We start from the raw sequence: 26,050 nt of genomic DNA on the forward strand, positions 1-26,050 counted from the left end.
TGGCGATCATGGAGGCGGCCCAGCGCGGGGCGTTGCCGCTGGTGCCGGATCGGCTCTGCTTCCCGGCGCTTTATCCGCCTGCCTATCGCTATGACGGTACCCGGGAAGGGCTTTACGACCGGCTCAGTGCTTGGCTTAACGATCCAGCGACTCGCCCTGAACTACTTGATACTACCGCTTGGGAGTGGCCCGCTTGGCGTGAGGCTTACCGCCAGTTGCTGATGAGTTCGACTTGATGGCCTAGCAGCCTGTCGGACTTAACACTGATCTACTGCGAATCCCGGTATTTTGGCCAACTTTATTCGATCGATTTCGTTAAATAGCGCGCTATTCGCCTCAATCGATCGATAAATTTGGCTCAAAATCCGTTCTTCTCGCGACGATCGGTCAAGCCCGACAGGCTGCTAGCCGTTAAGCAAGTTCGGTTTTGTCTTTGTAGTCGCACAGATCCTCGATAATGCAGCTACCACAGCGGGGTTTGCGCGCGATACAGGTGTAGCGGCCGTGCAGAATTAGCCAGTGGTGAGCATCGTGCAGAAACCCTTTTGGCACATGGCGCAGCAGTTTTTGCTCCACCTCAACGACATCTTTGCCTTTAGCGATGCCGGTGCGATTGGATACCCGGAAAATATGCGTATCCACCGCCATGGTGGGCTGACCGAATGCCGTGTTGAGAATCACATTGGCAGTTTTACGGCCTACGCCGGGTAAGGCTTCCAACGCTTGGCGGGTGTCGGGCACTTCGCCACCGTGCTGATTAACGAGGATGTGGCAGGTTTTCATCAGGTTTTCGGCTTTGGTGTTGTACAAGCCGATGGTTTTGATATGCGCTTTAAGCTCATCGATACCTAAATCAATGATCGCTTGGGGCGTGTTAGCGACCGGGTAGAGCCGCGCCGTGGCTTTATTGACGCCTACATCGGTGGCTTGAGCAGAAAGCAGTACGGCAGCCAGCAGCTCAAAGGGCGTGTTCCAGTTAAGCTCGGTGGTGGGGTGCGGGTTCTCTGCCTGAAGGCGAGCAAAGATTTCATGACGCTTTTGGGCATTCATGGCGGGTCTCTTAATAAATACGCGTTATAAATACAAGCAGTTGCTTACATGTGTACTTTCGGCATCTTGCCAACTATTTAATCGTGCCGGTAACCCGTACGCGGCGCTCAGTTCGGGGTGCTGCCGCGACTGGCTTGGCACGGGCAGCATTGCGTTGATCGATAACGTTTTTCAGCGCGATTAACAGGCCCGCCACAAAGAACGCGCCGGGCGGCAGCACGAAAAACAGGAACTTGTAGTCGTCGGCAATCGTCAGCTGCCAACTGGCCGCTTGCGGCCCAAACAGTAGCGCCATATCGCTAAACAGCGTGCCTTGGCCCAGCAACTCGCGCAGAGCGCCAAGTAACACCAGTACCGCAGCAAAACCCAACCCCATCATAAAGCCATCGATGGCCGCTGGAAGCACCGGCTGGCGGGAAGCAAATGCATCGGCTCGGCCAAGAATGGCGCAGTTGGTCACGATCAGCGGAATAAAAATCCCCAATACCTGATAGAGCGGGTAGGCGTAGGCGGCCATGAGCAGTTCAGCGCAGGTAACAAAAGCTGCAATCACCATTACGAAAGCGGGCAAGCGCACCGCGCTGGGCACCTGGTGACGAATCAGCGAAATCGCCGTGCTGGCGCCTACCATTACCAGTAGCGTAGCCAGCGCCAGCCCCAGCGCATTGACGACATTTCCACTCACGGCTAGCAGCGGGCAAAGTCCCAGCAGTTGCACCAGCGCGGGGTTATTCGACCAAAGGCCGCTTTGGGCTAGTTCGCGCCACTGGCTCATAAGGTGGGCTCCTCAAATGACATCGGTAGCGGTGTATCGGCGGCGTACTGAAGCGCTTTATGGACAGCGTTGACCACGGCTCGGGGCGTAATCGTTGCACCGGTGAACGCATCAAAGTGACCGCCATCTTTAGCTACCGCCCAGCCTTCTGGTGGCAAGCTATCTAACCTTAAACCATTAAACCGGGTGATCCAGTCGCTGCGGCTGCGCTCAATGTCATCGCCTAGCCCAGGCGTTTCCTGGTGCTGGGTAACGCGCACGCCGCTGATACGCTGGTGCTCATCAATGCCAATCAGTAGGTGGATTTTGCCGTTATATCCCTGGCGGGTTACCACCGGCAAGATCACTGCGCTGCTTCCGTTTCGGCTCGGGTTATTGTTCTCGCTGCCACTTACCCACCAGCCTTGGCTATCACTCGCCAGCCCTAGCGCTTGTGGGTTGGGAAGGGTAAAGGTGCTCTCCAGTACCTGGGTGACGGGGGTATTCGCCAGCGCTTGGGGCAGTACTTCCTGCAACTGGCGGTGTTGGTAAGCCAACTGATGTGTCTCTATACGTTCGGCGGTTAGCGCGCGGGTAAGCGCGACACTGCCGGCGGTAATCAGTGCAAAGGTGCCCAGCGCGAAGGCGCCACGCCGCATGGCCTGGAGCAGCGTCATGGCTGTTCTCCTGGCTTACCCGGTGAAGCTTTTTGCTGGCCAGTGGGCCGCGGCACGCTATATATATCCAGTAATGGTACGCACAGGTTCATCAGTAAGACCGCAAACGCCACAGCATCGGGGTAGCCGCCAAAGGTGCGAATAATGATAACCAGCGCGCCGATCCCCGCGCCATAAATAAGTTTGCCGCGTTGGCTGGTGGCAGCGGAGACCGGGTCGGTGGCAATAAAGAACGCCCCGAATAGCGTTGCCCCGGTGAGCAGGTGAAACAGCGGTGAAGCAAAGTGGCTGGGGTCGCTGAGATAAAACAGCGTGTCCAGTAGTACTAGGCTGCCAAGCATCGCGATCGGAATATGCCAACTAATAATCCGCTTCGCTAACAACACCACACCACCTACTAGCCAAGCAAGTGCTACCCATCGCCAGGCAGTTAGGGTTCCATTCGGCAGTGGGTTAGCCGCCCAAAACTCGCTGGCAAGCACGGCGTCCCCTTTGTGCTTAAAAGCATCTAGCGGTGTTGCGCCGCTCAAACTATCTAGTTGGGCGGTCGGTAGAGTTCCGGTGATTTGCGCCCATAAATCATTAGGTAGCATTTCCTGGGGCGGTGCCCATAGCGTCATGTAGGTAGGAAACGACACCAATAGCAGCGCATAGCCCACCATGGCGGGGTTAAACGGGTTATGCCCCAAGCCGCCGTATAGCTGCTTGGCGACTACAATTGCCGCGATCATACCCACGCCGACAAGCCACCAGGGGCTAGCGGGTGGCAGTGACGTGCCCAGCAAAACGCCGGTAAGCAGGGCACTTGAGTCATTCAGCGTCACACGAATGGGGCGCTTGCGTAGCCGTAGCACGGCGGCTTCAAGCGCAATACCAAAAGCGGCGGCTAACAGTACATTGCTGATAACTCCAAGGCCAAAGAAGTAGCTCATGGTGGCGATGCCTGGCAGGGTTGCTGCAATTACCCAGCGCATTAAGCTTGCCGTTGGTGGCACCGCGGTTGCCGTCATGGCATCTTTAACGCCTGAGGCGTGCATCATGCTCATGGCGACTCCTCGCTAGACTGCTGTTCGCGCGCCTGGGCAAGCTGCAACTCGGCTGCTTTCAAGTTCTCCTGGGCGGTGGCAAGCTGCATTTCTAAGTCATCCAGGGATTGTTTAGGATCTTCCTGAGCGACGCGCGCCAGGGTTTTTTCAGCCTTTTTGACCGATGCTTTGGCGGCGGCATGGGCGATGCGCAGACCGCGTAAGTCGACCTTTTCGCTGTTGGTTGCGGCAGTGTTAGAAGGGCGCCGCTGTTGCGCCTGGCGGGCTTGCTTGCGTGCCTGTTTCTCAGCCTCCTCCCGAGCAAGCCGCGCTTGGCGAAACTCAAAACGGTGCTTGGCGTGCTCCGCTTTTGCTGTCTCAATTCGCTGCAGGCGTAACCGGCTTTTAGCTTCCCGGTAATCCACCACGAGCGGAATATGGCTGGGGCAGACGTAGCTGCAGGCACCGCACTCAATGCAATCAAATAGGTGGTAGCGCTCAAGCTTGGCATCATCCTGAGCGCGGGCGTACCAGTGCAGCTGTTGCGGCAGCAGTGCTACCGGGCAAACGCTTTCGCACTCACCGCAACGAATGCAGGGCGATTCTGCTGGGGGCGGCGGTAACTCTTCAAGCGTTGCCGCGATTAAACAGTTGGTAAGCTTGGTGACCGGCGTATCGAGCGTTAGCAGTGGCGTGCCCATCATGGGGCCACCTTGAATCACTTGGTGTAACTCTGGGGTATTTAACCCTGCCTGCTCCAGCAGCTCTCTAACCGATGTGCCCAGACGCACCCAGCGATTGCCGGGCTGGGTGATGGCCTCTCCAGTCAGCGTGACCACCCTGGAAACCAGCGGCTGACCATCGCGCACTGCGTGTAGTATCGCCAGTAGCGTGCTTGGGTTGTGGCACAGCACGCCAACATCAGCAGGCAGCCCGCCACTGGGTACGTTGAGGTCTAGCAGTTTTTTAATCAGTTGTCGTTCGCCGCCGCTGGGGTAGCGGGTGGCGATCACGGCCAGCTCGACGGGGACTGGCTGACTATTGGTTAGGGCTTGCTTCAGCGCGTCAATGGCCTCGGGTTTGTTATCCTCGATGCCAATAACGATATGCTGCGCGCCACACAGTTTGGCGATTATCTGTGCGCCTTCAAGCACCTCGTTAGCGTAGTGGCGCAGGGTAAGATCATCGGCGGTGATATAGGGCTCGCACTCGGCGGCGTTAATCACCAGGGTGTGAATCGTATGTTGTTCGACCACCCGCGCTTTAATATGGGTGGGAAACCCGGCGCCACCTAAGCCGACGATGCCGCTCTCGTTTAAACGCTCAAGCAGCGCGTGGGGTTCGACATTTTGCCACACCAATGGTGGCAGTCTAAGCCACTCATCTTGCCCGTCACCCTCAATGCTGATTTGGGTAGTGCTAACCTCGCTCACCGTACCGCTAATACTGGCGTGCAGGGCACTAGAGACCATACCTTCACGTTTGGCAATCACGCTGCCCACTTTTACCGCATTTCCTTGCGCCACACAGGGCTTCGCTGGCTGACCGCTGTGCTGCTGAAGGGGGAGAGTGACCCGGCGGGGCAGTGGCGCTTCAATCAGCGCGGATTGGTTTGAACGCTGTTTGCGTTCGGGGGGGTAAATCCCTCCCGGGAAGTCAAAGGCGTTCGACATCAAGACACCCCTGAAGCGGGTTGGCGGTCGCTGGCAATCATGTTTGATGAGTGCGCCACTACCGGCTGCCACTGGGTGAGCGGGGCTGAGCGTGGCAGCATATCGATACAGTCCACGGGGCAGGGGTCAAGGCAGAGATCGCAGCCGGTGCACTCGTCTTCAATCACGGTATGCATTAATTTAGCCGCGCCGATAATCGCATCGACCGGGCAGGCCTGGATGCACTTGGTGCAGCCAATGCACTCCGCTTCGCGAATAAATGCCACCTTGGCTTCGCTTTGCGCTTCGCCATCCAGGGGCTCGGGGTCGCGCCCGAGAAGATCGGCAAGGGCGTGAATCGTCGCTTCGCCACCCGGAGGGCATTTATTCAGCGCATCACCCTGGTTAATGGCTTCAGCGTAAGGGCGGCAGCCTGGGTAGCCGCACTGGCCGCACTGGGTTTGCGGCAGTAGCGCATCAATTTGCTCAACTAGCGGGTTATCTTCGCGCTTAAAGCGCTCGCTCACCAAGCCCAGCAGGGCGCCAAAACCGATACCCAAGCCGGTTAATACCGCGACGGCGCTGAGGATTCCAATGATATCAATGGTGCTATTCATTGCGCGCTGCCTTCATCCCTGCACCAACCCTGAAAACCCTAAAAATGCTAACGACATAAGGCTGGCGGTGACCATAGCAATCGCGGCGCCTTGGAAGGGTTTGGGAATATCCGCCCCCGCTAAACGTTCGCGCATCGCGGCAAACAGCACCAAAATAAGCGAGAAGCCCAGTGCTGCGCCCAATCCATAAAGGGTGGTGTGGAAAAAGCTTAATTCACGGTTTAACGACAGCAGGGCTACACCCAATACCGCGCAGTTGGTGGTGATCAGCGGCAGGAAAATGCCCAGCACCTGGTGCAGCAGCGGACTCAGTTGGCGCACCATGATTTCGGTAAACTGCACCACGGCGGCGATCACCACGATAAAACTAATGGTACGCAGGTAGGTTACATCCAGCGGCACAAGCAGGCCGTGATAAACCACGAAGCTAGCGGCCGATGCCAGGGTCAGCACAAAGGTAGTGGCCAGGGACATGCCCATGGCCGACTCCAGTTTATTGGAGACGCCCATAAACGGGCATAGGCCCAAGAACTGAACCAGTACGAAATTGTTGACCAGGGCAGTGCTGATCAAAATGATAAATAACTCACTCATGGCAGCGTATTGTGCGAAGAAAAGGCGGCGCTGGCTAGTGGGAGGCAAGGAAGTTTGATGTGTGAAAAACCTATGCAGGAGGAAGTTTGAATAAAATTGCCGCTGTAATAAAAATGCAAAGGGCAGAGCGCTTTTGAGTCTCTGCCCTTTAACCTGCTTACCGCTTATGCGACGGGTTAGGTTACCCGCTGACCCGGCTCGGCACCTGCATCGGGAGAGAGCAGGTAGATGCCATCTTCGTTAGCAGAGGCCAGCACCATGCCTTCCGATACGCCGAAGCGCATTTTGCGCGGAGCCAGGTTGGCGACCATGACCGTTAAGCGGCCTTCCAGGGCTTCCGGGGCGTAGGCGGAGCGAATGCCGGAGAAGACGTTGCGGGTTTCGCCACCCAGGTCGAGGGTCAATTGCAGCAGTTTGTCGGCGCCTTCTACGTATTCGGCTTTGGCAATACGCGCAATGCGCAGGTCGACTTTAGCAAAGGCGGCAAAGTCGATTTCCTCGGCGATAGGCTCTTCCGCCAGCGGGCCTTTGGGTGCTTCTTTCAATTTTTGCTCTTCCACGAGATCTTCCTTCGACGCTTCAATCATGGCATCGATTTTGTCGCGTTCAACGCGGGTCATCAGCGGCTTGAATTTGTTGATTGTGTGCTCGGTGAGCACACTCTGTCGAGTGTGCCAGTCCAGCGACTCAACGTTAAGAAAAACACGGGCCTCTTCAGCCATGGCGGGTACCACAGGAGCCAAATAAACCATCAACTGGCGGAACAGATTAATGCCTACCGAGCATATCTCAAGCACCTCTGTGTCACGGCCATCCTGCTTGGCCAGCGCCCAGGGTTCTTTATCAGCAATATAGGTGTTGGCTTCATCCGCCAGTTCCATAATTTTGCGCATTGCCCGGCTAAATTCCCGGGCTTCAAAGTCTTCGGCAATATCATCACCGGCGGCAATAAAGCGGGCGACCATCTGTGGCTCAGCGCAGTGGCTTGAGAGGCTGCCACTGCCGAGCTTTTTAACAAAACCGGCGCAGCGGCTGGCAATGTTGACCACCTTGCCGACTAAATCTGAATTTACCCGCGCGGCAAAATCGTCCAAATTCAGATCCAGGTCATCAACTTTGGAAGTAAGCTTGGCGGCAAAGTAGTAGCGCAGGTATTCCGGGTTGAGATGGTCGGCGTAGGTGGCGGCTTTAATAAAGGTGCCGCGGGATTTCGACATCTTGGCGCCGTCTACCGTCAGGAAACCGTGGCAGTTGACGGCGGTGGGGGTGCGCAGATCCGCGCCATGCAGCATGGCGGGCCAGAAGAGCGCGTGGAAGTAGACGATATCTTTGCCGATAAAGTGATATACCTCGGCATCAGAGCCTTTGTTCCAGTAGCTGTCGAAGTCGATACCTTCGCGGTCACACAGGTTCTTGAAGCTGGCCAAATAGCCAATTGGCGCATCCAGCCAGACATAAAAGTATTTGCCCGGGGCATCGGGAATTTCGAAGCCGAAGTAGGGCGCATCCCGGGAAATATCCCACTCGTTAAAGCCAGACTCAAACCACTCCATCAGCTTATTGCGGATTTGCGGCTGCACATGGCCGTCGTCAATCCAGCCCTGCAGGAAGTCGGCAAAGTCAGGCAGTTTAAAGAAGTAGTGGGTCGATGTACGTACTTCGGGCGTTGCGCCTGAAATGGCTGAAACGGGGTTGATCAAGTCGGCGGGAGTATAGGTAGCGCCGCACTTTTCGCAGTTATCGCCATACTGGTCTTCAGCGCCACATTTAGGGCAGGTGCCTTTAATAAAACGGTCAGCCAGAAACAGGCCTTTCTGGGGGTCAAACATCTGCTCGATATCACGGGTGGCAATATGGCCTTTATCCCGTAAGCGCTTATAAATCATTTCGCTGAAGTGGCGGTTTTCAGCGGAGTGGGTCGAGTGGTAATTGTCGAACCCAACGCCAAAACGGGCAAAGTCTGTTTGGTGATCGTTGGAAACCCGCTCAATCAGGGCTTCAGAGGTAATGCCTTCCTGCTCGGCACGCAGCATAATGGCGGTGCCATGGGCGTCATCGGCACATACGTAGTAGCAATGCTGGCCACGGCTTTTCTGGAAACGTACCCAGATATCAGTCTGGATATACTCAAGTAAGTGACCGAGGTGAATGGCTCCGTTGGCGTAAGGGAGCGCGCTAGTCACCAAAATGTTGCGCGTGGCGGTAGTAGACATGGTGAAGGTTAATTCCGAGTGAATAAGGGTGCCGGTCAGGCGATAGTAAAAAAGACGGCGAAGTCGCTAAACGCTTCGCCGATACCGTTACGTCCTAGAAACGATTAATAAAGCGCTTGCTCTTCTTGAACGACTTCACGCAGCAGTTCTAAAAAGAGCTTATCAGCCTCAGAGTGTTCAGCCGGGTCTTCCGGTATATGCACGCTGGTGGTATCGGAAATTTCGTTGGCAATCCGCGCCATCACCGCAGGGCTATTGCCTTCGGTCAGCTGTTCTCTGGCAATCGCCAGTGATTGCTCAAGGATCTTTGGATCTTGCAGCAGCTTACGAATAAAGCCACGTAGCTCGTTGATGATACGTGTTTTCTGAATTTCTGAACCGGACATGGGGGTCTCCTTAGGATCGCAATTGACGACAGCGCCATGCGAAACCAATCAATGCATCGACCATAGCATTTTTTCCGCCAACGGGCATGAATTGCCCGTTATTAAAATGGCAGCTTAAAACGCTGATTTAGAGCGTCAGTCGCCCTGCCTTGTGTTTAACAGGGTTCGCGTACTGGGCAAGCCAGTAGGGGCGCAGAGGCTCCGGCACTTCGGCAAGCCGGGCATTAAAGCGTTCACGGTCTTGTCGAGTGATGGCTTTGCGTGCCACCAGCTCCGGTGCTTCGCCCAGCGCCTCTAAAGCCAAATAGTGACTGGGGAACAGTCGATAGCCACCAATCACCTGGCGGTCAATCTCAGCAGCGACTTCGTCGGGCGTGGCCATATCAGAACCTACCGGTGTGCCAAAGTGCAGCCGTACACGCCCTTTGGAGCCGGTAATGCCGGCTACAATGGAGCGAATATCTTCAAACTCACTTTTAGCGTAGCTACCCAGTGTGTCGATATCGTGCAGCTCCTGGGCTTTTTGGACATCGCAGGGGTCGTATTCATAGCTAATCGATACCGGCACCAGCTTTAACTCAGCAATTGCCTCGCCAAATACCATGTCTCGTTCTGCGGCTCGCCTGGCCATGATCAACATTTTGATAATGGCGGGTTCAGTGTGATCGATGCCGTTCTTGGCCCGCCCTTCCCGCTGTGCCATCCAGATTGAGTGCTGGTCTTCGGTAATGGTATGGCGAATATAAGCGGAAAGTTGCTGGTATGCTGCCAGCATAGCCCGCTTACCTCGGGCGCTGCGTGGCACGATAAAGCTTTTATTAAGCCGCATTAGATCTGTGACATAGGGCTTTTTAAGCAGATTGTCACCGATCGCGATACGCACGGTGTCGCGGTTTGCTTGATACAGCGCATAGTTGACGAACGCGGGATCCAGCGAGATATCGCGGTGGTTACCTATGAACAGGTAAGCGCCGTTGGCGTCGAGTTTGTCGAGGCCGGTAACTTCAAAGGCATCCGTGGTGGTGCGAATCATGCGCTCCATGTAATGGGCAATACGCATTTGAAACTCATAAACCGTCGTTACGTCTTTGACTTCACGACGTACGGCACGGCTGGCAAAAACACGCGCCAGGGATGGTGCCCAGCGCGCCATGCGCGGCAGCCGAAAGCGGGTCAGTGCATCCAGCAGCTCGTTGTCCCGTGAGAGTCTGGCCAGCACATCGGCCACTTCATGATCCATAAAGGGCCGAATATCGGCCCACGGGTCTGTCTCGGTAGAGGCGTTGGTAGCGTTGTTGTGATGAGTCATGCGAACCGTTGGATGATAAATAGTAAATATCGATTAATAACATCGAGGCGAAAAGACGACTTCGGATAACAGTCTTGAATGACTATAGAGCCCTTACTGCGCCGCGGGTTCCCGCTGTGTCTCGCCGCCAAGCCACTCTATCAAGCGTGGAATATCGGTAGATAGCGCCTGCGCCATTAGAATAAAGTCTGTTTCCAGACGGGCAAGCGCGTCGTCTCCGTCGTCAGCGTGATCGGCTTCTTCAATCAAGGCATCGCCAAAGCGCAACGATTTCAGCGCCAAATCATCGTGTAACACACAACTTAGCCGTCCTTCCAGGCTAATCGCGAGTTTACTGGCTTGGCGGCCGGTCTCAAGCAGTTGCTGAATTTCATCGCTGTCTAAATCGACCTGACGAGCGCGCAGTACACCGTCATCACCTTTAGCTTTGAGTTCAACCTGGTCACCAAGCTGAAGATCGGCCGGGCGACTGGCCGCGTCACCTAGCCAAGTGGTCATGGCGCGAATAGGCAGCGTCTGTGAACTCAGTGGGGTGACTTTTAGGCTGCCCAGGGTTTCGCGAAGCAAATCCAGAATATCTTCGGCGCGGGTGCGTGAACTGGCATTGATGCCTATCATCTGGCCGCGAATGTCCCACCAAAGATCAATTTTCTGACTACGCACAAAAGCGCGGGGCAATAAATTCTCGGTTACCTGCTCTTTTAACGCGGTCTTCTCTTTGCGGGTCACTTTGCGGCCTTCGCTGGCCTCAATATCCGCCACCTGCTCATCGACTTCCTCTTTTACAACAGAGGCGGGCAGTAGGCGCTCTTGACGCAGCGCTGAAAGCAGCCGATGTGATTGAATTTCGTGAACAAGCTGCCCTGCGCCCAAACGCCCAGCAGGTGCAGTCCAGCCCAGGCGGCGTGCGTCGGCGTTGCCGAGTGGTTTGGCGGCATGCTCTTGTAAAGCGCTAGCGAGCTCATCGCTGGATAATTCGGGCGCGTCGTGCAGGCGGTATAAATGCAAGTGCTTAAACCACATGGAGCCAATCCTGTTTAAAAGGTGGCACATTATGGCGAAAGCGGGGCATTCCTACCAGCGGCTGTCACCAATCGTCTCTGTTGCACGTGTTTCAAACTTGTGTTTGATTGAGTCGTTGCCAATCACTGTAGAGGAGTCGATATGAGTGCATCGCTGTCGCGAGTTCATTTACGCGTTAGAGGCTATCATCTGGATGGCTATGGGCATGTCAATAACGCTCGCTATCTTGAGTTTATGGAAGAAGGGCGCTGGGACTTCTTTGATCAACACCCAGAGATGATCAAAGAGCTCCATCAGGCCGGGCGGGCATTCGTCGTCGTCAATTTGAACATTGATTATCTGGCCGCTGCCCGCCAAGGGGATGATTTGGAAGTGATGACCGGGATCATCGACGTTGGTGAGCGCAGCGGGCTTTGCCACCATCGTATTGTTCGTAAAAACGGTGGGCGTAAGGATGGCACCGTCATCGCCCGTGCGGATTTAACCTTCGTGCTACTCGATATGCGCGCCAATAAGGCCGCTGCAATCGAGGGCGAGGTGCGTGAAGCGTTGGCCGCGATAACCTTGGGGAAAGAGGCATTTAGCGTCTAAACGGCTTTGGTGAGCTCCCTGGCTGCCCTTGCTGCTTTTGCGGTGGTATGATGTCGCAGTATTTGCGCGCCGCTCTATGGTAATTTCAGAGCGGTGTTTACCAGCGCTTTCAACTCTCGCAGTGCCAATGCAGTGCAAAGGATCTGACTTTCATGGGTGACATCGCCAGAGAAATCTTGCCCGTCAATATTGAAGACGAGCTTAAACAGTCGTATCTCGACTATGCGATGAGCGTCATTATCGGCCGCGCGCTTCCAGATGTGCGGGATGGCCTTAAACCGGTTCACCGGCGTGTGCTGTTTGCCATGCATGAACTGGGTAATGATTGGAATAAACCGTACAAGAAGTCGGCGCGTGTCGTCGGCGATGTCATCGGTAAATACCATCCGCACGGTGATAGCGCGGTATACGACACTATCGTACGTATGGCGCAGCACTTCTCGATGCGCCATGTCCTGGTCGACGGTCAGGGCAACTTCGGTTCTATTGATGGGGATAACGCGGCCGCCATGCGTTATACCGAGGTGCGTATGTCGCGCCTTGCCCATGAACTGCTTGCTGACCTTGAAAAAGATACCGTCGATTGGGTGGATAACTACGACGGTACCGAGCGTATCCCCGCCGTATTACCCACCAAGGTACCCAACCTGCTCATTAACGGCTCGTCGGGTATCGCGGTAGGTATGGCGACCAATATTCCACCGCACAATATGCGTGAAGTGATTGACGGCTGTTTGGCCCTCATCGATGACTACACGCTGTCGGTGGATGACTTGATGGAGTATATCCCCGGCCCTGACTTCCCCACCGGCGCGATCATTAATGGTCGCGCGGGTATTTTGTCGGCGTACCGTACAGGCCGTGGGCGTATTTATGTGCGCGCTTGCCACACCATTGAGCACCACGACAAAACCGGTCGCGATCACATCATCATCACCGAACTGCCTTATCAGGTGAATAAGGCGCGGTTGATCGAGAAGATCGCCGAGCTGGTGAAAGAGAAGAAGATTGAAGGTATCGCCGAACTACGCGATGAGTCGGATAAAGATGGTCTGCGCGTGGTGATTGAAATCAAGCGCGGTGAGTCCGGCGAAGTAGTGGTCAATAACCTGTTTGCTCAAACGCAGCTGCAAAACGTGTTCGGGATTAACATGGTGGCGCTGGAAAATGGCCAGCCACGCACGCTCAATCTTAAAGAGATGCTGGAAGCCTTTATTCGTCACCGGCGCGAAGTGGTTACTCGGCGCACGCTGTATGAGCTGAAAAAAGCCCGTGAGCGTGGGCATCTGTTGGAAGGTTTGGCCGTCGCTATCTCGAATATCGATGAAGTGATCGAGCTGATCAAAGCCTCACCCAACGCGGCTGAAGCGCGTGAAAAGCTGCTCGCCAAGACTTGGCAGCCCGGTCAGGTGACCGCTATGTTAGAGCGGGCCGGGGCTACTTCTTGCAAGCCAGAAGAGCTGGAAGAGGGTTTTGGTTTAAATACCGCAGCCACCTCTTATCGACTCTCGCCTGCCCAGGCGCAGGCGATTCTTGAGCTACGCCTGCACCGCTTGACGGGTCTTGAGACCGAGAAGCTTCTTGATGAATACCTCAGCATTCTTGAGAAAATTGCCGAGCTAACCGAGATTCTGGCTTCCGCCGACCGCTTGATGGAAGTGATCCGCGAAGAGCTGCGAGCGGTGCGTGATCAGTTTGGCGATGACCGCCGTACTGAAATTCAGGCGAGTCACCTCGATTTGTCGATGGAGGACTTGATCGCCGAAGAGGACATGGTGGTAACCGTGTCGCGTTCAGGCTATGCCAAGACGCAGCCGCTGTCGGATTATCAGGCCCAGCGCCGTGGTGGCCGAGGTAAGTCCGCTACCGCCATGAAAGACGAAGATGTGATAGAGCACCTGCTGGTGGCTTCTACTCATGACACTGTACTGCTGTTCTCAAATCGCGGCAAAGTGTACTGGCTGAAAGTATACGAAATGCCCAACGCCAGCCGTGGCTCGCGGGGTAAGCCGCTGGTGAATATGCTGCCGCTGGAAGAGGGTGAAGCGGTTAACGCCATCTTGCCGGTGCGCGACTACAACCCTGATAACTACATCTTCTTTGCCACGGCTAAAGGTACCGTAAAACGTACCAGCCTTGAGCAGTTCTCGCGCCCACGCAGCGTCGGTCTGATTGCGATTGATTTGGAAGAGGGCGACCGCTTGGTTGGCGCGGCGATTACCACGGGTAATGACCATGCCATGCTGCTGTCGTCTAACGGCAAGGCGATTCGCTTTGAAGAGGGCAAAGCCCGCGCCATGGGGCGTACTGCCCGCGGGGTGCGTGGTATGCGCCTAGCCGGCGACGCGGAAGTCATTAGCCTGATTATTCCTAAAAGCCAGCAGATCGACGCCGAGGCGGATGCCGAAGGGGAAACGCAAGACGGTGCCCAAGAGAGCACTGTAGCCGAGACCGCCGTTGGTCAGATCTACATTATGACCGCCAGTGAGAATGGTTACGGCAAGCGCACGCGCCTGGAAGAATTCCCGCTGCGTGGTCGTGGTGGCCAGGGTGTCATCGCCATGCAAACCAGCGAGCGTAACGGTTCGCTCGTGGCGGCGATGCAGGTCTATGACAGCGATGAAATGATGCTGATCACCGACCGCGGCACGCTAGTGCGTACCCGTGTGGAAGAGGTCTCGACCACATCACGGAATACCCAGGGCGTGATGCTGATTCGTCTTGGCAAAGAGGAGAAGCTGGTCAAGACGGTGCGCGTTGATGAACCGGAAGAGAGCGACGAGCTAAGCGCTCTTGAAGGAGCGGGTGACCCTGAAGAAAGCAGCCTTGAAGACGCACAGGCGAATAAAACATCCGATGATGCACAGGAAACGGGGACTGATGACACGTCACTATAATTTCTGCGCAGGGCCAGCGGCCCTGCCAGTGGCCGTGCTGGAGCGCGCCCGGGAAGAGTTGCTGGACTACCAGGGGCGCGGCCTTTCAGTAATGGAAATGAGCCACCGCAGCGATGAATTTATTGCCATTGCCGAGCGTGCCGAAGCCGACTTTCGTCATCTGTTGGGCGTGCCGGATAACTACCGCGTGCTGTTTCTACAGGGCGGGGCCAGCTTGCAGTTTGCCATGCTGCCGATGAACCTGTTGGGTCAAGGCGGTAGAGGCAATTTTATTCAGACCGGCATCTGGGGCAAGAAGGCGCTCAATGAGGCCAAGCACCTTGGTTTTGATTGCCATGTGGTTGCCAGCAGTGAGTCCAACGGTCATACGGCGGTACCCGCACAAGACGAACTGCGGGTGAGCGCAGATGCTGCCTATTTGCACTACACCTCTAACGAGACAATTGGTGGCTTGGAATTTGATTATACGCCGCATATTCAGCGTGCCGATGGTGCTCACGTGCCGCTGGTCTGCGATATGTCGTCGAACATTCTGTCTGGGCCCATCGACGTTAGCGAATTTGGCGTTATCTACGCTGGGGCACAGAAAAATATTGGCCCCGCCGGGTTAACGCTGGTGGTGGTGCGTGACGACCTGCTAGGTAAAGCTAGGGCCAATATACCTTCGCTATTTGATTATCAAATGCTGGCGGACGCTGGTTCGATGGTCAATACGCCCCCCACTTACGCTTGGTATTTAGCCGGGCTGGTGTTTCAGTGGCTGAAGGACGATATTGGCGGATTGGCGGCGATGGACGCTATCAATCAGCGTAAGGCAGATAAACTTTACGCAGCGATTGATGCCAGCGAGCTTTATAGCAATCCAATTGCTAAAGCCAACCGTTCGCGCATGAACGTGCCCTTTGTACTGGCCGATTCGGCACTGGATAAAGCGTTTTTACAGCAGGCCGATGCGGCGGGACTGCTTAATTTGAAAGGTCATCGCAGCGTGGGCGGTATGCGTGCCAGCCTTTACAACGCGGTGCCTGAGTCTGCGGTAGATGCCCTAATTGCATTTATGGCCGATTTTGAAAAAACAAGGGGCTAAATCACCATGTCCGACACGTCGATCAATCTGGATGAGTTGCGCCAGCGTATCGATCAGCTCGATAGCGATATTCTGAACCTGATCAGTGAACGCGCCAGCTGTGCCCAGCAGGTGGCCCATGTCAAGCTAGCTGAAGATAAAGATGCGGTGTTTTATCGCCCTGAGCGAGAGGCGCAGGTGCTTCGGCGCATTATGGCGTTGAATAAGGGGCCGCTCGATTCAGAAGAGATGGCGCGGCTGTTTCGCGAAATCATGTCGGCGTGTTTGGCACTTGAGCAGCCGGTAAAAGTTGCTTACTTAGGCCCTGAAGGTACCTTTACGCAACAGGCGGCGCTCAAGCACTTTGGTGAAAGCGCTGTTAGCCTGCCCATGGCAGCCATCGACGAGGTATTTCGTGAAGTAGAGGCGGGGGCCGCACACTACGGCGTCGTGCCGGTGGAAAACTCCACCGAAGGGGTGGTTAATCACACCCTGGACACCTTTATGGATTCCTCGATTAAAATTTGTGGCGAAGTAGTACTGCGTATTCACCACCATTTGCTGGTCAGTGAAACGACGCGCCGCGATAAGGTCTCGCGTATTTACTCGCACCCGCAGTCGTTTGCCCAGTGCCGTAAATGGCTGGATGCTCACTATCCCCATGCGGAGCGCGTGCCGGTTTCCTCTAATGCGGAAGCGGCCAAGTTAGTCAAAACCGAGTGGCATAGTGCGGCGATTGCAGGTGATATGGCGGCCAAGCTTTATGGGCTTGAGCACATTGCCGAAAAAATTGAAGACAGCCCGGATAACTCCACGCGGTTTTTGATTATTGGCAACCAGGATGTGCCCATGGCAGGAGAGGATAAAACCTCTATTGTGGTTGCCATGCGCAACCAGCCGGGGACGCTGCATGCGCTGCTGGAGCCTTTTCATCGCCACCAAATTGATTTAACGCGCCTTGAAACGCGTCCTTCGCGTACCGGTGTGTGGAACTACGTCTTTTTTATCGACTTTAAAGGCCATCGTGATGAGCCTGAGGTCGCGGCAGTGCTTGAAGAGGTGCAGCTACGAGCGGCAGAACTACGCGTGCTGGGCTCTTACCCCATAGGCGTGCTGTGACGTTAATGGTCGAAGACGGTGTAAAAACATCAGGCTGTCATGAGTCGCGTCTATTGATTGTTGGTCTGGGATTGATTGGTGGTTCGCTAGCGGCAGCGCTGCGCGCGGTAGGGTTTCAGGGGCAAATTGTTGCCTGTGACCCTGACGAAGCTGAGATTGCACGCGGTATTGAGATGGGGCTGATCGATTCAGGCAGTACCCACCTTGATGAGCAAGTCAATGACGCCACCATGGTAGTGCTAGCGGTGCCGGTGCTCGCCATGGAGAGCGTGATGGCAAGCTTGGCCGAAGCGCTACCTAACGCGTCGGCTGACGTTGTGATTACCGATGTTGGTAGTACCAAGGCGACTATCCGCGCCTGCGCTCAGCGTGTATTTGGCCGGGTACCCACTAATATGGTGCTGGGGCACCCTATTGCCGGTTCAGAAAAAAGCGGTGTGGCAGCGGCGAATCCGCGTTTGTATGTAGACCACAAGGTTATTTTGACACCTGAGCTGAACGTCGACCGTGAGGCTTTGCAGCGCGTGCGCTGCTTATGGGAAGCCTGTGGTGCCGATGTGCTGGAAATGGACGTAGAGCGCCATGACCAAGTGTTGGCGCGTACCAGCCATTTGCCGCACTTGCTGGCATTTTCGCTGGTGGATACGCTGGCCCGTCAGGATGAGCGGCTAGATATTTTTCGTTACGCAGCGGGCGGCTTTCGCGACTTTACCCGTATCGCGGGAAGCGACCCGGTGATGTGGCGAGATATTTTTATTGCCAACAAGCAGGCGGTGTTAGCATCGCTGGATGATTTTGAAGCGGGGCTCTCTCGATTGCGTCATGCGGTAGAAGCCGGTGACAGCGATGCGCTGATTGCCACCTTTGATCGGGCTAGCCACGCCCGGCACTATTTCGACTCTTTATTGAACAAAACCAGTTATCAGGCGGAATATCATATGCAACCACAAGGTAAGGTCACCTACCGTGTGCAGCCGGGCGGTCAAGCCCAGGGGCGTTTGCGCGTACCTGGCGATAAGTCCATGTCGCACCGCTCTATTATGTTGGGCGCGCTGGCTGAGGGTGTCACTGAAGTAAAAGGCTTTCTGGAAGGTGAGGATAGCCTGGCGACCCTGCAGGCGTTTCGGGAAATGGGTGTGGCGATCGAAGGGCCGCACCAGGGCCGCGTGACGATTCACGGTGTGGGTATGCATGGCTTAAAAGCCCCCGCAGGCCCGCTCTATGTAGGTAACTCGGGCACCGCCATGCGGCTTTTTTCAGGACTGCTGGCAGGCCAAGCGTTTGATAGCGAGCTGACCGGCGATGAGTCACTAACCAAACGGCCTATGGGGCGCGTGGCTGACCCGCTGCGCTTGATGGGCGCAACCATTGATACCGCTGAGGGCGGGCGTCCGCCGTTGAAGATTCATGGTGGCGCCAAGCTTAAAGGCATCCATTACGATATGCCCATGGCCAGTGCCCAGGTAAAATCTTGCCTGTTGCTGGCGGGGCTGTACGCCGAAGGCGAAACTCGGGTACGCGAACCTGCACCGACACGCGACCACACCGAGCGTATGCTCAATGGTTTTGGCTATGCGGTTTCCCGTGAAGGCGATACCTGCTGGCTCAAAGGGGGCGGTAAGCTCACCGCAGGCCCCATTGATGTGCCTTCGGATATTTCATCTGCAACCTTCTTCTTAGTGGCAGCTGCCATTACCCCAGGCTCAGATATCACCCTTGAACACGTCGGCATTAATCCCACCCGGATTGGCGTAATCAATATTCTTACCCTGATGGGGGCGAATTTGGCGTTAGAGAATGAGCGCGAAGTGGGGGGGGAGCCGGTGGCCGATATTCGTATTCGCTATGCGCCGCTGAAAGGCATTGATATTCCCGAAGAGCAAGTGCCGTTAGCCATTGATGAATTCCCCGCGCTGTTTATTGCCGCCGCCAACGCCGATGGCGTGACTCGTCTAAGGGGCGCCGAAGAGCTGCGTGTCAAAGAGTCTGATCGCATTCAGGCCATGGCCGATGGCTTGGCTGTGTTAGGTGTGCAGCACACCGTTGTAGACGACGGCATCGATATTGTCGGCAATGGCGATGCGCAAAAAGCGAGCTACGGCGGTGGGCGTGTCGATAGTCTGGGCGATCACCGTATTGCCATGGCGTTTGCGATTTCATCACTACGTGCAAGTGCAGAAATTGTTATTGAAGACTGCGCCAATGTGGCGACCTCATTCCCTGACTTTGTCGAATTAGCCACGCGTATTGGCATGGGCGTTAGCGTGGAGGGCGCGCATGAATGATCGTGTTGCTGCTGCTCCCGTTGTCACCATTGATGGGCCTGGCGGCGCAGGTAAAGGTACGATCAGTGGCTTGGTGGCAGAGCGCCTAGGCTGGCATCTTCTCGATAGTGGCGCACTTTATCGACTGACGGCTCAAGCAGCAGTTAAGCACAACATAGCCGTTGACGACGAGTTGGGCCTGGCACGCTTGGCAGAGCAGTTAGATGTGGCGTTTCCTGTTGAAGAGGGACAGCCACGTACACTGCTTGAAGGTGAAGATGTTGGCCAGGTGATTCGCACCGAACAGGCCGGCGAGCGAGCTTCTCAAGTGGCGGCACTTCCTGCGGTGCGCCAAGCCCTGCTACAGCGCCAGCGCGATTTTTGCCAAGCGCCGGGCTTGGTGGCGGATGGTCGTGACATGGGTACCGTGGTGTTTCCTGACGCGGCGCTGAAGATTTTTTTAACCGCCAGCGCCGATGAACGGGCGCGTCGACGCTATCTGCAGTTGCAGGAAGCCGGGGTGGATGCTAGTCTTTCGAGTCTTTTAAAGGAGATTCAGGCACGCGATGCACGCGACACGCAGCGCAGTGTGGCTCCTCTCAAGCCGGCAGATGATGCCATTACGCTTGATACCACGCGCCTGAGCATACCGGAAGTGGTTGATCGACTGACCGAACTGCTCGCCCAAAAAGGGCTGGTAAGCGGCGTCTGATTCTCCCTTGCGGCGCTTTTGGATAGGTGTCACGACGTGGCAGGGCACTAAACTCACATCGGTGAGCCCGGTCAGGTCTAACCAGCGTTAACACCCCCAAAGGCTGAGTGACATTAGGCCCGCACTTGCTGGTGGTGCGGAGAAGGCATTTATGCCTCAACAACGTAATTACGTAGGAACACCATGAGCGAAAGCTTTGCTGAGCTGTTTGAACAGTCTCTTAACGACATCAACATGGAGCCAGGCGCTATTGTCGCGGCTCAGGTTGTCGACATTGACGGTGACTGGGTTACTGTCAACGCTGGTCTGAAATCTGAAGGTCAGATCCCTGCGTCACAATTCCGCGATGAGCACGGTAATCTGAACATCGCTATCGGTGACGACGTGCACGTTGCACTTGAAGCCGTAGAAGATGGTTTCGGTGAAACGCGTCTGTCTCGTGAAAAAGCCAAGCGTGCAGAAGCTTGGAAGATTCTTGAAGCAGCCTTCGAGAAAGACGAAATCATTAAGGGCGTTATTAACGGTAAGGTTAAAGGCGGCTTCACTGTTGAAGTTGACTCTATCCGTGCCTTCTTGCCGGGCTCGTTGGTTGACGTTCGTCCAGTTCGCGACACTGCGCACCTGGAAAACAAAGAGCTGGACTTTAAAGTCATCAAGCTCGATCCGAAGCGCAACAACGTTGTGGTATCACGTCGTGCGGTTCTGGAAGCAGAGAACAGTGCCGAGCGCGAAGCGCTGCTGGCAACTCTGCAAGAAGGTCAGCAGATCAAGGGTATCGTTAAGAACCTGACAGACTACGGCGCTTTCGTAGACCTGGGTGGTGTTGACGGCCTGCTGCACATTACAGACATGGCGTGGAAGCGTATTAAGCATCCGTCCGAAATCGTTGCCGTTGGCGATGAGATCAACGTCAAAGTTCTGAAGTTTGACCGTGAGCGTAATCGCGTTTCACTGGGTCTGAAGCAGTTGGGCGAAGATCCGTGGGTCAACATTAAAGAGCGTTATCCAGAAGGCATGAAAGTACACGCGGTCGTCACTAACCTGACTGACTACGGCTGCTTTGCCGAGCTGGAAGAGGGTGTTGAAGGTCTGGTTCACGTTTCTGAAATGGACTGGACTAACAAAAACATCCATCCGTCTAAAGTCGTTCAAGTGGGCGATGATGTTGACGTTATGGTGTTGGATATCGACGAAGAGCGTCGTCGTATTTCTCTGGGTATCAAGCAGTGCACTGCTAACCCGTGGGAAACCTTCAACACTGACTACAACAAGGGTGACCGTGTTTCCGGTACCATCAAGTCAATTACTGACTTCGGTATCTTTATCGGCCTAGAAGGCGGTATTGACGGTCTGGTTCACTTGTCTGATATTTCTTGGACTGATACTGGCGAAGAAGCCGTACGCAGCTTTAAGAAAGGCGATGAAGCTGAAGCTGTTATCCTGTCTATTGATCCAGAGCGTGAGCGCATCTCGCTGGGTATCAAGCAGATGGATTCTGATCCCGTTGCTGAGTACCTGTCAGTCAACGACAAGGGCAGCATCGTAACGGGTCGCGTCATTGAAGTTGATGCTAAAGAAGCTCAAGTTGAATTGGCGACTGACGTTATTGCTGTGCTGAAAGCCTCTGAAATCAGTGCTGACCGCGTAGAAGACGCGCGCAATGTGCTGAATGAAGGCGACAGCGTAGAAGCCCGTATCGTAAGTGTTGATCGTAAGAGTCGTCAGATCAATCTGTCGGTAAAAGCGAAAGACCAAGACGATACGCGTCAGAACCTGAAGAAGATGCGTGAGCAAGAGCCGGAAACTGCAGGTGGCCCGACCACCATCGGTGATTTGATCAAGCAGCAGATGGGCCAAGACTAATTATCGATTAGTTATTGGTTTGTAAAAGCGCCGCCCTTATGGGCGGCGCTTTTGTTTGTAGTGGTTGAGTGCTTGTAATAGCTCTACGGTAGGTGTGTATAGTCGCCATGTTCTATTAGGGTTAAACTCTTTAAGCAGCAATTGAGTTTTAAAAAAACGATTAGTAATTGAGTGAAAATCAACTAGACTGTTGTCAGTTACTCTTTTTACAGGAATAATGTCCCTGCATTCTGAACTAGTGGGTGTCAAGGTTGTCAATCTGCACCTCAGTTAGATCCCATTCAGCTGAGCCCCATTCAGTTGGATAAGCTATTAAAGGAACCTCGATGTCATTACTTAACGAATATATCCAAAAAGAGCAGCAGCTAAAGCAGCTTCAGGAAGATTTGCAGCGCTTAGAAGGCGACCAGCGTCTAAAAAGTGAGTTGGAATTTAAGGCCAAACTTGAAGCGCTAATGACTGAGTTTGGCAAGCGCCCAGGCGATGTCATTGCCTTATTGGATCCGGCTGCTGACCAGCGTACGGCTAAAACCACAGCCAGTGGCAATGCACGTCGTAAGCGTCGTCTTAAAATTTACAAAAACCCCAAAACGGGGGAAGTCATTGAGACTCGTGGCGGCAACCATAAGGGCCTGCGTAGCTGGAAAGATCAGTATGGCGATGAAACCGTCGAGTCTTGGCTGGAGCGCATGGAAGACTAAGTTAGTTAACAACCGGCATTTCTGTACAGGAATGCCGGTTTTTTTATTGCCCTGTGTTCAGCTATATCGCTAAGACGTGGCCATCACTGCTAGGCTATTAAGGGAATACGAAGTTCTAAATGGTTCGCTTTCCATAATACCTGCGGAGGGTGGCCGCTAACGTGACAGACATTTTTCTTGTGAAGTAGATACATGATGGTATGCATCAACGCGCTATTTAGATCAGCTAAGTCGTCAAAGCACGTGCTCGCGTAGTGGTGGGTGGGAATGTCGACCCGCCGGTAGTGCACTGGTAACGCAATGTCTTGTGCATTGTCCGTATCCGATAGGTAAAGACCAAAGTCGGTACGGTATGAATGAAAAAATTCACTATTAAGTGCATTAGCCTTATCTGCGAGTATGTCGGGCAGTGCAATGACGGTCGTTGATAGTCTAAGGCGCGCCTGTAAGCACGCTAGCTGCTTATTCTGATAGCTGGCATCCCCTAGCCCCTTAATATGCGTGGGAGCTTTGTAGAGGCGCATTAGGATCATTTGTCGGTCATTGCTTTTTTCGATGCGCGTGTTAAAAACAGGATGCGGTTTTGGCTGAATGAGCGTGGTTTTCAGGGTTTGTCGAAAATGGCGCGGACTCAGCTGATAGCGACGTTGAAATGCCCGGGAAAACGACGAGTGGTTATGGTACCCGCAACGTATCGCAATTTGCGCTATATTGAGAGGAGTAAGCCCTAGCAACACCGCTGCGCGCTCCAATCGCCTTATTTCACGGTAGGCGCTAGGTGAGATGTCAAAGCTTTGGCGAAATTGGCGCCGAACTTGGGAAGATGAATACCCTATGTGATTCGCAAGGTCTTCAATACCGAGTGGCTTATCAAGTGTGTCCTGCAGCCAGATCTCAGCTCGTGTCATCGCGTTGAACATTATCTGGCCTCTAATACGTGAATCATACAGGTCGTGCTTATCTTGCCTGTAATGCACTCTCCCAGTGCGTTAGTGTTGGTAACCTGGCTGAAAGGAAAAAGTTCAGCTTACTGATGAGAGTGGAATCTCTATTCAGGCTACTTGTGGGTAATGTTGATGCGAGGCATCAATTAATGCGTTGTCGCTGACTGTGACGTGTTTGATAAATGTGTGGGTTACCCTCATATACCTAATAATGATGCCTTTATGCTGGTAATTGGGTGGCAAAGGCAAGTTTGCTCGTTAGCTTTACGCGTTTGTGCACAGTTTTTGCCAAAAAAAGCGACATTGGCAGTCATATCGACCATTTCAAGCAAGGTGTAAATGAAACATCGATGAAATATCAAAAGGTTCAAAAGCCGATAGATGAGCGCGAGAAGCTGCGTAAGTTTCGTGAGTTAGACGATGCTTTTGCGCAGGCTTTACGCCAATTAGATGACCCAGAGAGCGGTTTCGATATACCGACAGGCCCGCCGGTACGCTCGCTTGCGGCATTGGAGCAAGAAGATTTAGAAAGCCAGCAGGAGGAACAGCAACAAGAGCGGGAGCGTATTTTTAAACAGCGCTTTGAAGCTTTGTTGAGCGAGTATGGTGTGGATCATTACGACCTGGCCGAGCTGATCGAAGCGCTGCTTGGCTATGGGGTATGGCAGCAGGATGTAGTGCCTGCAGCTAGCACATCCAAAACACCGTAGAAGTCTTTGCAGGTGCCTTTATGCTAACGGTAGCGATAAATCCTCAAGCTCGGTAGAAATACATCCTGCTCTAGTTTCTCATCGCGTCGTCTTGCCCGTGTGCGGGCAGTGGGAGGTTCTGGCGTAGGCAGGTTAATGTGGGGCAGCCGCTGGTTATTGTCAGGCACAAAAATAGGCATAGCGGCATTCAGTGCCCGTCGTGTATGCCCATCGTCGAGTGGTTCGGTAAAAAACAGGTTTGCCCGCATCAGCGGGGCCTGAGTTTGCACCTGGGCAAGCACTTCGCCGCTTGGAATACCGGCTAGCTTGCGTAGCTGAATACGAATATGCGGTGCATCAGTATCAAGCTGCAATAGCTTATGTTCAGCTTCTTGAACTGACAGGCGTTTAATAGAGCGACCACTACTGTACCAAGCAAAGCGAATGCGTGAGACAGGCGCTTGTGCGATAGGTAGCTGCCGCCAGCTCTGTTTAAGATGTAAACGGGCAAGTCCATTGCGGCGTAACACTTCATCAACGTGAGGGTGGCGTTGCGGTAGGCGACTTTTTGCATCGCTAAGTGTTTGGGGAAATGCCTGTTTGATATGTTGTAATTGGTCACTAAAACTGACCTTGGCTTGATTTACAGCGTCTATTGTCATTAGTAGCTCGTCATTAGCGGCTACTACGGCAATATAGTTGCGCGTCTCACGGCCATCTTGATCCTGCTCATGCCACATATCGAACAGGGCTTTACGCAACCAATCGCTAGACGGCGTCGTTTGATGAAAGAGCCATGTTGCTGGTAGTTGCTGTTCGTATAGTGAAACAGCGGCTTCAATGGTTGCAAGTAGATGATCAAACTGCTGCTCCAGTTGAAGCAGCAGATGATAGGCCGAAGGCGATGATGGGTTAGCGTTTATCTCGGCCATAGTCAGTGTCAGTGCTCGTTAAGTCAGTTTTCGTAAAAACTAGGTCAGTGGTGCATCCTTGTCGGCTTGCGCCAGTAAGGTTTCTATATCGGCTTCATCCATGGCGGATTCGCCCGATATGCGGTGTGACTCATCGGCCCAGGCACCTAAATCCAATAGTTGGCAGCGCTTACTGCAGAAAGGGCGGTAAGTGCTTTCCGGTAACCAGGGCACGCGCTTAGCGCACTGCGGACAATTAACTTCTAGCGGGGAATCGTTTGCAGGGCGAGCCATAAAAAAACTCCAATTGCGTTAACAAGTGCGATATCTCAGTAGTTAAGCTGTCGACGGTAGCGTTCATCAAGCCGTGCCACTTGTTCCATCATGCTGGCGTGGTCACCGCTGTTATCGATCACGTCATCTGCTTTTGCTAGCCGTTGTTCGCGGGAAAGTTGGGCGGCGAGAATAGCACGCACCTGGCTTTCACTCACCCCATCACGCTGTTGGGTTCTCGATAATTGTAGCGCTTGGGGCACATCGACAACCACCGCGCGGTTTACTAGTGTGTTTTGACCCGACTCAAACAGTAACGGTGATACAAGCAGCACGTAAGGCGCTCCCTGGACTTTGAGCCGCTCTAAATGCTGCAATAGCCGCTCCCTTATTTTGGGATGTGTGATGGATTCTAGCCACTGGCGTTGTTCTGGATCGTTAAAAATAATCTCGCGCAGGGCGGCGCGATTAAGCGTGCCATCCTGGTGCATGACCTGATCACCGAAGCGGTTTTTAATAGCTAGCAGCGCCGGTTCTTCAGGTAAGACTATTTCCCTGGCGACATCATCGGCATCGACCCAGGCAGCGCCGAGTGCTTCAAAAGCGCGAGCGACGGTCGATTTACCTGACCCGATGCCACCCGTTAATCCGATAATCATCTGCTGCCTCATATAGCTAAAGTTTATAGGGCCACGTTTCACATGGCCAAAGTTCACATGG

The 26,050-nt window shown here is 54.2% G+C and carries 24 protein-coding genes; 9 read left to right on the forward strand and 15 right to left on the reverse strand.

Annotation, left to right across the window (positions count from 1 at the left end):
- Positions 1-411: 411 nt before the first annotated feature.
- The 11 genes from nth to RO22_RS12295 all read right to left on the reverse strand — a co-directional run bounded on the left by nth (position 412) and on the right by RO22_RS12295 (position 11,300).
- The gene (gene nth, locus RO22_RS12245) at positions 412-1,050 is read right to left on the reverse strand and encodes an endonuclease III (protein ID WP_009286578.1); all 639 of its coding nucleotides are present in this window, start codon (positions 1,048-1,050) and stop codon (positions 412-414) included.
- Positions 1,051-1,123: 73 nt separating this feature from the next.
- Positions 1,124-1,825: an electron transport complex subunit E gene (locus tag RO22_RS12250; RefSeq protein ID WP_041158439.1), complete on the reverse strand. Its 702-nt coding sequence runs from the start codon at positions 1,823-1,825 to the stop codon at positions 1,124-1,126.
- Positions 1,822-2,481, reverse strand: a complete 660-nt coding sequence (gene rsxG, locus RO22_RS12255) for an electron transport complex subunit RsxG (protein WP_009286580.1) — start codon at positions 2,479-2,481, stop codon at positions 1,822-1,824. Before rsxG ends, RO22_RS12250 begins: the two co-directional genes overlap by 4 nt.
- Entirely contained in the window at positions 2,478-3,527 is a 1,050-nt protein-coding gene (locus RO22_RS12260) for an RnfABCDGE type electron transport complex subunit D (RefSeq protein ID WP_009286581.1), read from the reverse strand. Before RO22_RS12260 ends, rsxG begins: the two co-directional genes overlap by 4 nt.
- On the reverse strand, positions 3,524-5,179 hold the full coding sequence (rsxC, locus tag RO22_RS12265) for an electron transport complex subunit RsxC (protein ID WP_027959292.1): 1,656 nt from the start codon (positions 5,177-5,179) through the stop codon (positions 3,524-3,526). Before rsxC ends, RO22_RS12260 begins: the two co-directional genes overlap by 4 nt.
- Positions 5,179-5,775 carry an electron transport complex subunit RsxB gene (gene rsxB, locus RO22_RS12270; protein ID WP_027959293.1) on the reverse strand — a complete coding sequence of 199 codons (597 nt, stop codon included), beginning with the start codon at positions 5,773-5,775 and terminating at the stop codon, positions 5,179-5,181. The genes rsxC and rsxB overlap by 1 nt, the downstream gene beginning before the upstream one ends.
- 12 nt (positions 5,776-5,787) lie before the next feature.
- Positions 5,788-6,369, reverse strand: coding sequence for an electron transport complex subunit RsxA (gene rsxA / locus RO22_RS12275; protein WP_007114112.1), 582 nt, complete (start codon positions 6,367-6,369; stop codon positions 5,788-5,790).
- Between the two features lie 176 nt (positions 6,370-6,545).
- The gene (gene metG / locus RO22_RS12280) at positions 6,546-8,582 is read right to left on the reverse strand and encodes a methionine--tRNA ligase (RefSeq protein WP_041158440.1); all 2,037 of its coding nucleotides are present in this window, start codon (positions 8,580-8,582) and stop codon (positions 6,546-6,548) included.
- 104 nt (positions 8,583-8,686) lie between these two features.
- Complete coding sequence (locus RO22_RS12285; protein WP_022523639.1) at positions 8,687-8,968, reverse strand: hypothetical protein; 282 nt, start codon at positions 8,966-8,968, stop codon at positions 8,687-8,689.
- A gap of 127 nt (positions 8,969-9,095) precedes the next feature.
- Positions 9,096-10,277, reverse strand: a complete 1,182-nt coding sequence (locus RO22_RS12290) for a 1-acyl-sn-glycerol-3-phosphate acyltransferase (protein ID WP_009286584.1) — start codon at positions 10,275-10,277, stop codon at positions 9,096-9,098.
- Between the two features lie 93 nt (positions 10,278-10,370).
- Positions 10,371-11,300, reverse strand: coding sequence for a recombination-associated protein RdgC (locus tag RO22_RS12295; RefSeq protein ID WP_027959295.1), 930 nt, complete (start codon positions 11,298-11,300; stop codon positions 10,371-10,373).
- Between the two features lie 141 nt (positions 11,301-11,441).
- Between RO22_RS12295 and RO22_RS12300 the strand changes: the two genes are divergently transcribed.
- The 8 genes from RO22_RS12300 to RO22_RS12335 all read left to right on the forward strand — a co-directional run bounded on the left by RO22_RS12300 (position 11,442) and on the right by RO22_RS12335 (position 22,513).
- Positions 11,442-11,891 carry an acyl-CoA thioesterase gene (locus tag RO22_RS12300; protein WP_041158441.1) on the forward strand — a complete coding sequence of 150 codons (450 nt, stop codon included), beginning with the start codon at positions 11,442-11,444 and terminating at the stop codon, positions 11,889-11,891.
- Between the two features lie 152 nt (positions 11,892-12,043).
- Entirely contained in the window at positions 12,044-14,788 is a 2,745-nt protein-coding gene (gyrA, locus tag RO22_RS12305) for a DNA gyrase subunit A (protein ID WP_027959296.1), read from the forward strand.
- Entirely contained in the window at positions 14,772-15,875 is a 1,104-nt protein-coding gene (serC, locus tag RO22_RS12310) for a 3-phosphoserine/phosphohydroxythreonine transaminase (protein WP_022523604.1), read from the forward strand. The genes gyrA and serC overlap by 17 nt, the downstream gene beginning before the upstream one ends.
- A 6-nt stretch (positions 15,876-15,881) precedes the next feature.
- Entirely contained in the window at positions 15,882-16,973 is a 1,092-nt protein-coding gene (gene pheA, locus RO22_RS12315; protein WP_022523603.1) for a prephenate dehydratase, read from the forward strand.
- A 5-nt stretch (positions 16,974-16,978) separates the two neighbouring features.
- Entirely contained in the window at positions 16,979-19,258 is a 2,280-nt protein-coding gene (locus RO22_RS12320) for a bifunctional prephenate dehydrogenase/3-phosphoshikimate 1-carboxyvinyltransferase (RefSeq protein ID WP_041158442.1), read from the forward strand.
- Entirely contained in the window at positions 19,251-19,949 is a 699-nt protein-coding gene (gene cmk / locus RO22_RS12325) for a (d)CMP kinase (protein WP_027959299.1), read from the forward strand. The genes RO22_RS12320 and cmk overlap by 8 nt, the downstream gene beginning before the upstream one ends.
- A 183-nt stretch (positions 19,950-20,132) precedes the next feature.
- On the forward strand, positions 20,133-21,812 hold the full coding sequence (gene rpsA / locus RO22_RS12330) for a 30S ribosomal protein S1 (protein WP_008957327.1): 1,680 nt from the start codon (positions 20,133-20,135) through the stop codon (positions 21,810-21,812).
- Between the two features lie 326 nt (positions 21,813-22,138).
- Positions 22,139-22,513 carry a histone-like nucleoid-structuring protein, MvaT/MvaU family gene (locus RO22_RS12335; RefSeq protein ID WP_022523599.1) on the forward strand — a complete coding sequence of 125 codons (375 nt, stop codon included), beginning with the start codon at positions 22,139-22,141 and terminating at the stop codon, positions 22,511-22,513.
- An 89-nt stretch (positions 22,514-22,602) separates the two neighbouring features.
- Here RO22_RS12335 and RO22_RS12340 read toward each other — a convergent pair whose 3' ends face one another.
- The gene (locus tag RO22_RS12340) at positions 22,603-23,433 is read right to left on the reverse strand and encodes a helix-turn-helix transcriptional regulator (protein WP_027959300.1); all 831 of its coding nucleotides are present in this window, start codon (positions 23,431-23,433) and stop codon (positions 22,603-22,605) included.
- Between the two features lie 374 nt (positions 23,434-23,807).
- Here RO22_RS12340 and RO22_RS12345 point away from each other — a divergent pair, with 374 nt between their 5' ends.
- Positions 23,808-24,167: a hypothetical protein gene (locus RO22_RS12345; RefSeq protein ID WP_035537408.1), complete on the forward strand. Its 360-nt coding sequence runs from the start codon at positions 23,808-23,810 to the stop codon at positions 24,165-24,167.
- A 23-nt stretch (positions 24,168-24,190) separates the two neighbouring features.
- Here the strand turns inward: RO22_RS12345 and RO22_RS12350 are convergent, their stop codons facing one another.
- From RO22_RS12350 to coaE, 3 genes are read right to left on the reverse strand one after another with little or no spacing between them, the layout of a single operon-like run.
- Positions 24,191-25,078: a hypothetical protein gene (locus tag RO22_RS12350; protein WP_022523596.1), complete on the reverse strand. Its 888-nt coding sequence runs from the start codon at positions 25,076-25,078 to the stop codon at positions 24,191-24,193.
- A 39-nt stretch (positions 25,079-25,117) separates the two neighbouring features.
- Complete coding sequence (gene yacG / locus RO22_RS12355; RefSeq protein WP_022523595.1) at positions 25,118-25,351, reverse strand: DNA gyrase inhibitor YacG; 234 nt, start codon at positions 25,349-25,351, stop codon at positions 25,118-25,120.
- Positions 25,352-25,386: 35 nt separating this feature from the next.
- Positions 25,387-25,989: a dephospho-CoA kinase gene (gene coaE / locus RO22_RS12360; RefSeq protein ID WP_027959303.1), complete on the reverse strand. Its 603-nt coding sequence runs from the start codon at positions 25,987-25,989 to the stop codon at positions 25,387-25,389.
- Positions 25,990-26,050: the final 61 nt, after the last annotated feature.

This window comes from Halomonas sp. KHS3 (genome assembly GCF_000830495.1).
GTDB classification, from domain to species: domain Bacteria; phylum Pseudomonadota; class Gammaproteobacteria; order Pseudomonadales; family Halomonadaceae; genus Vreelandella; species Vreelandella titanicae.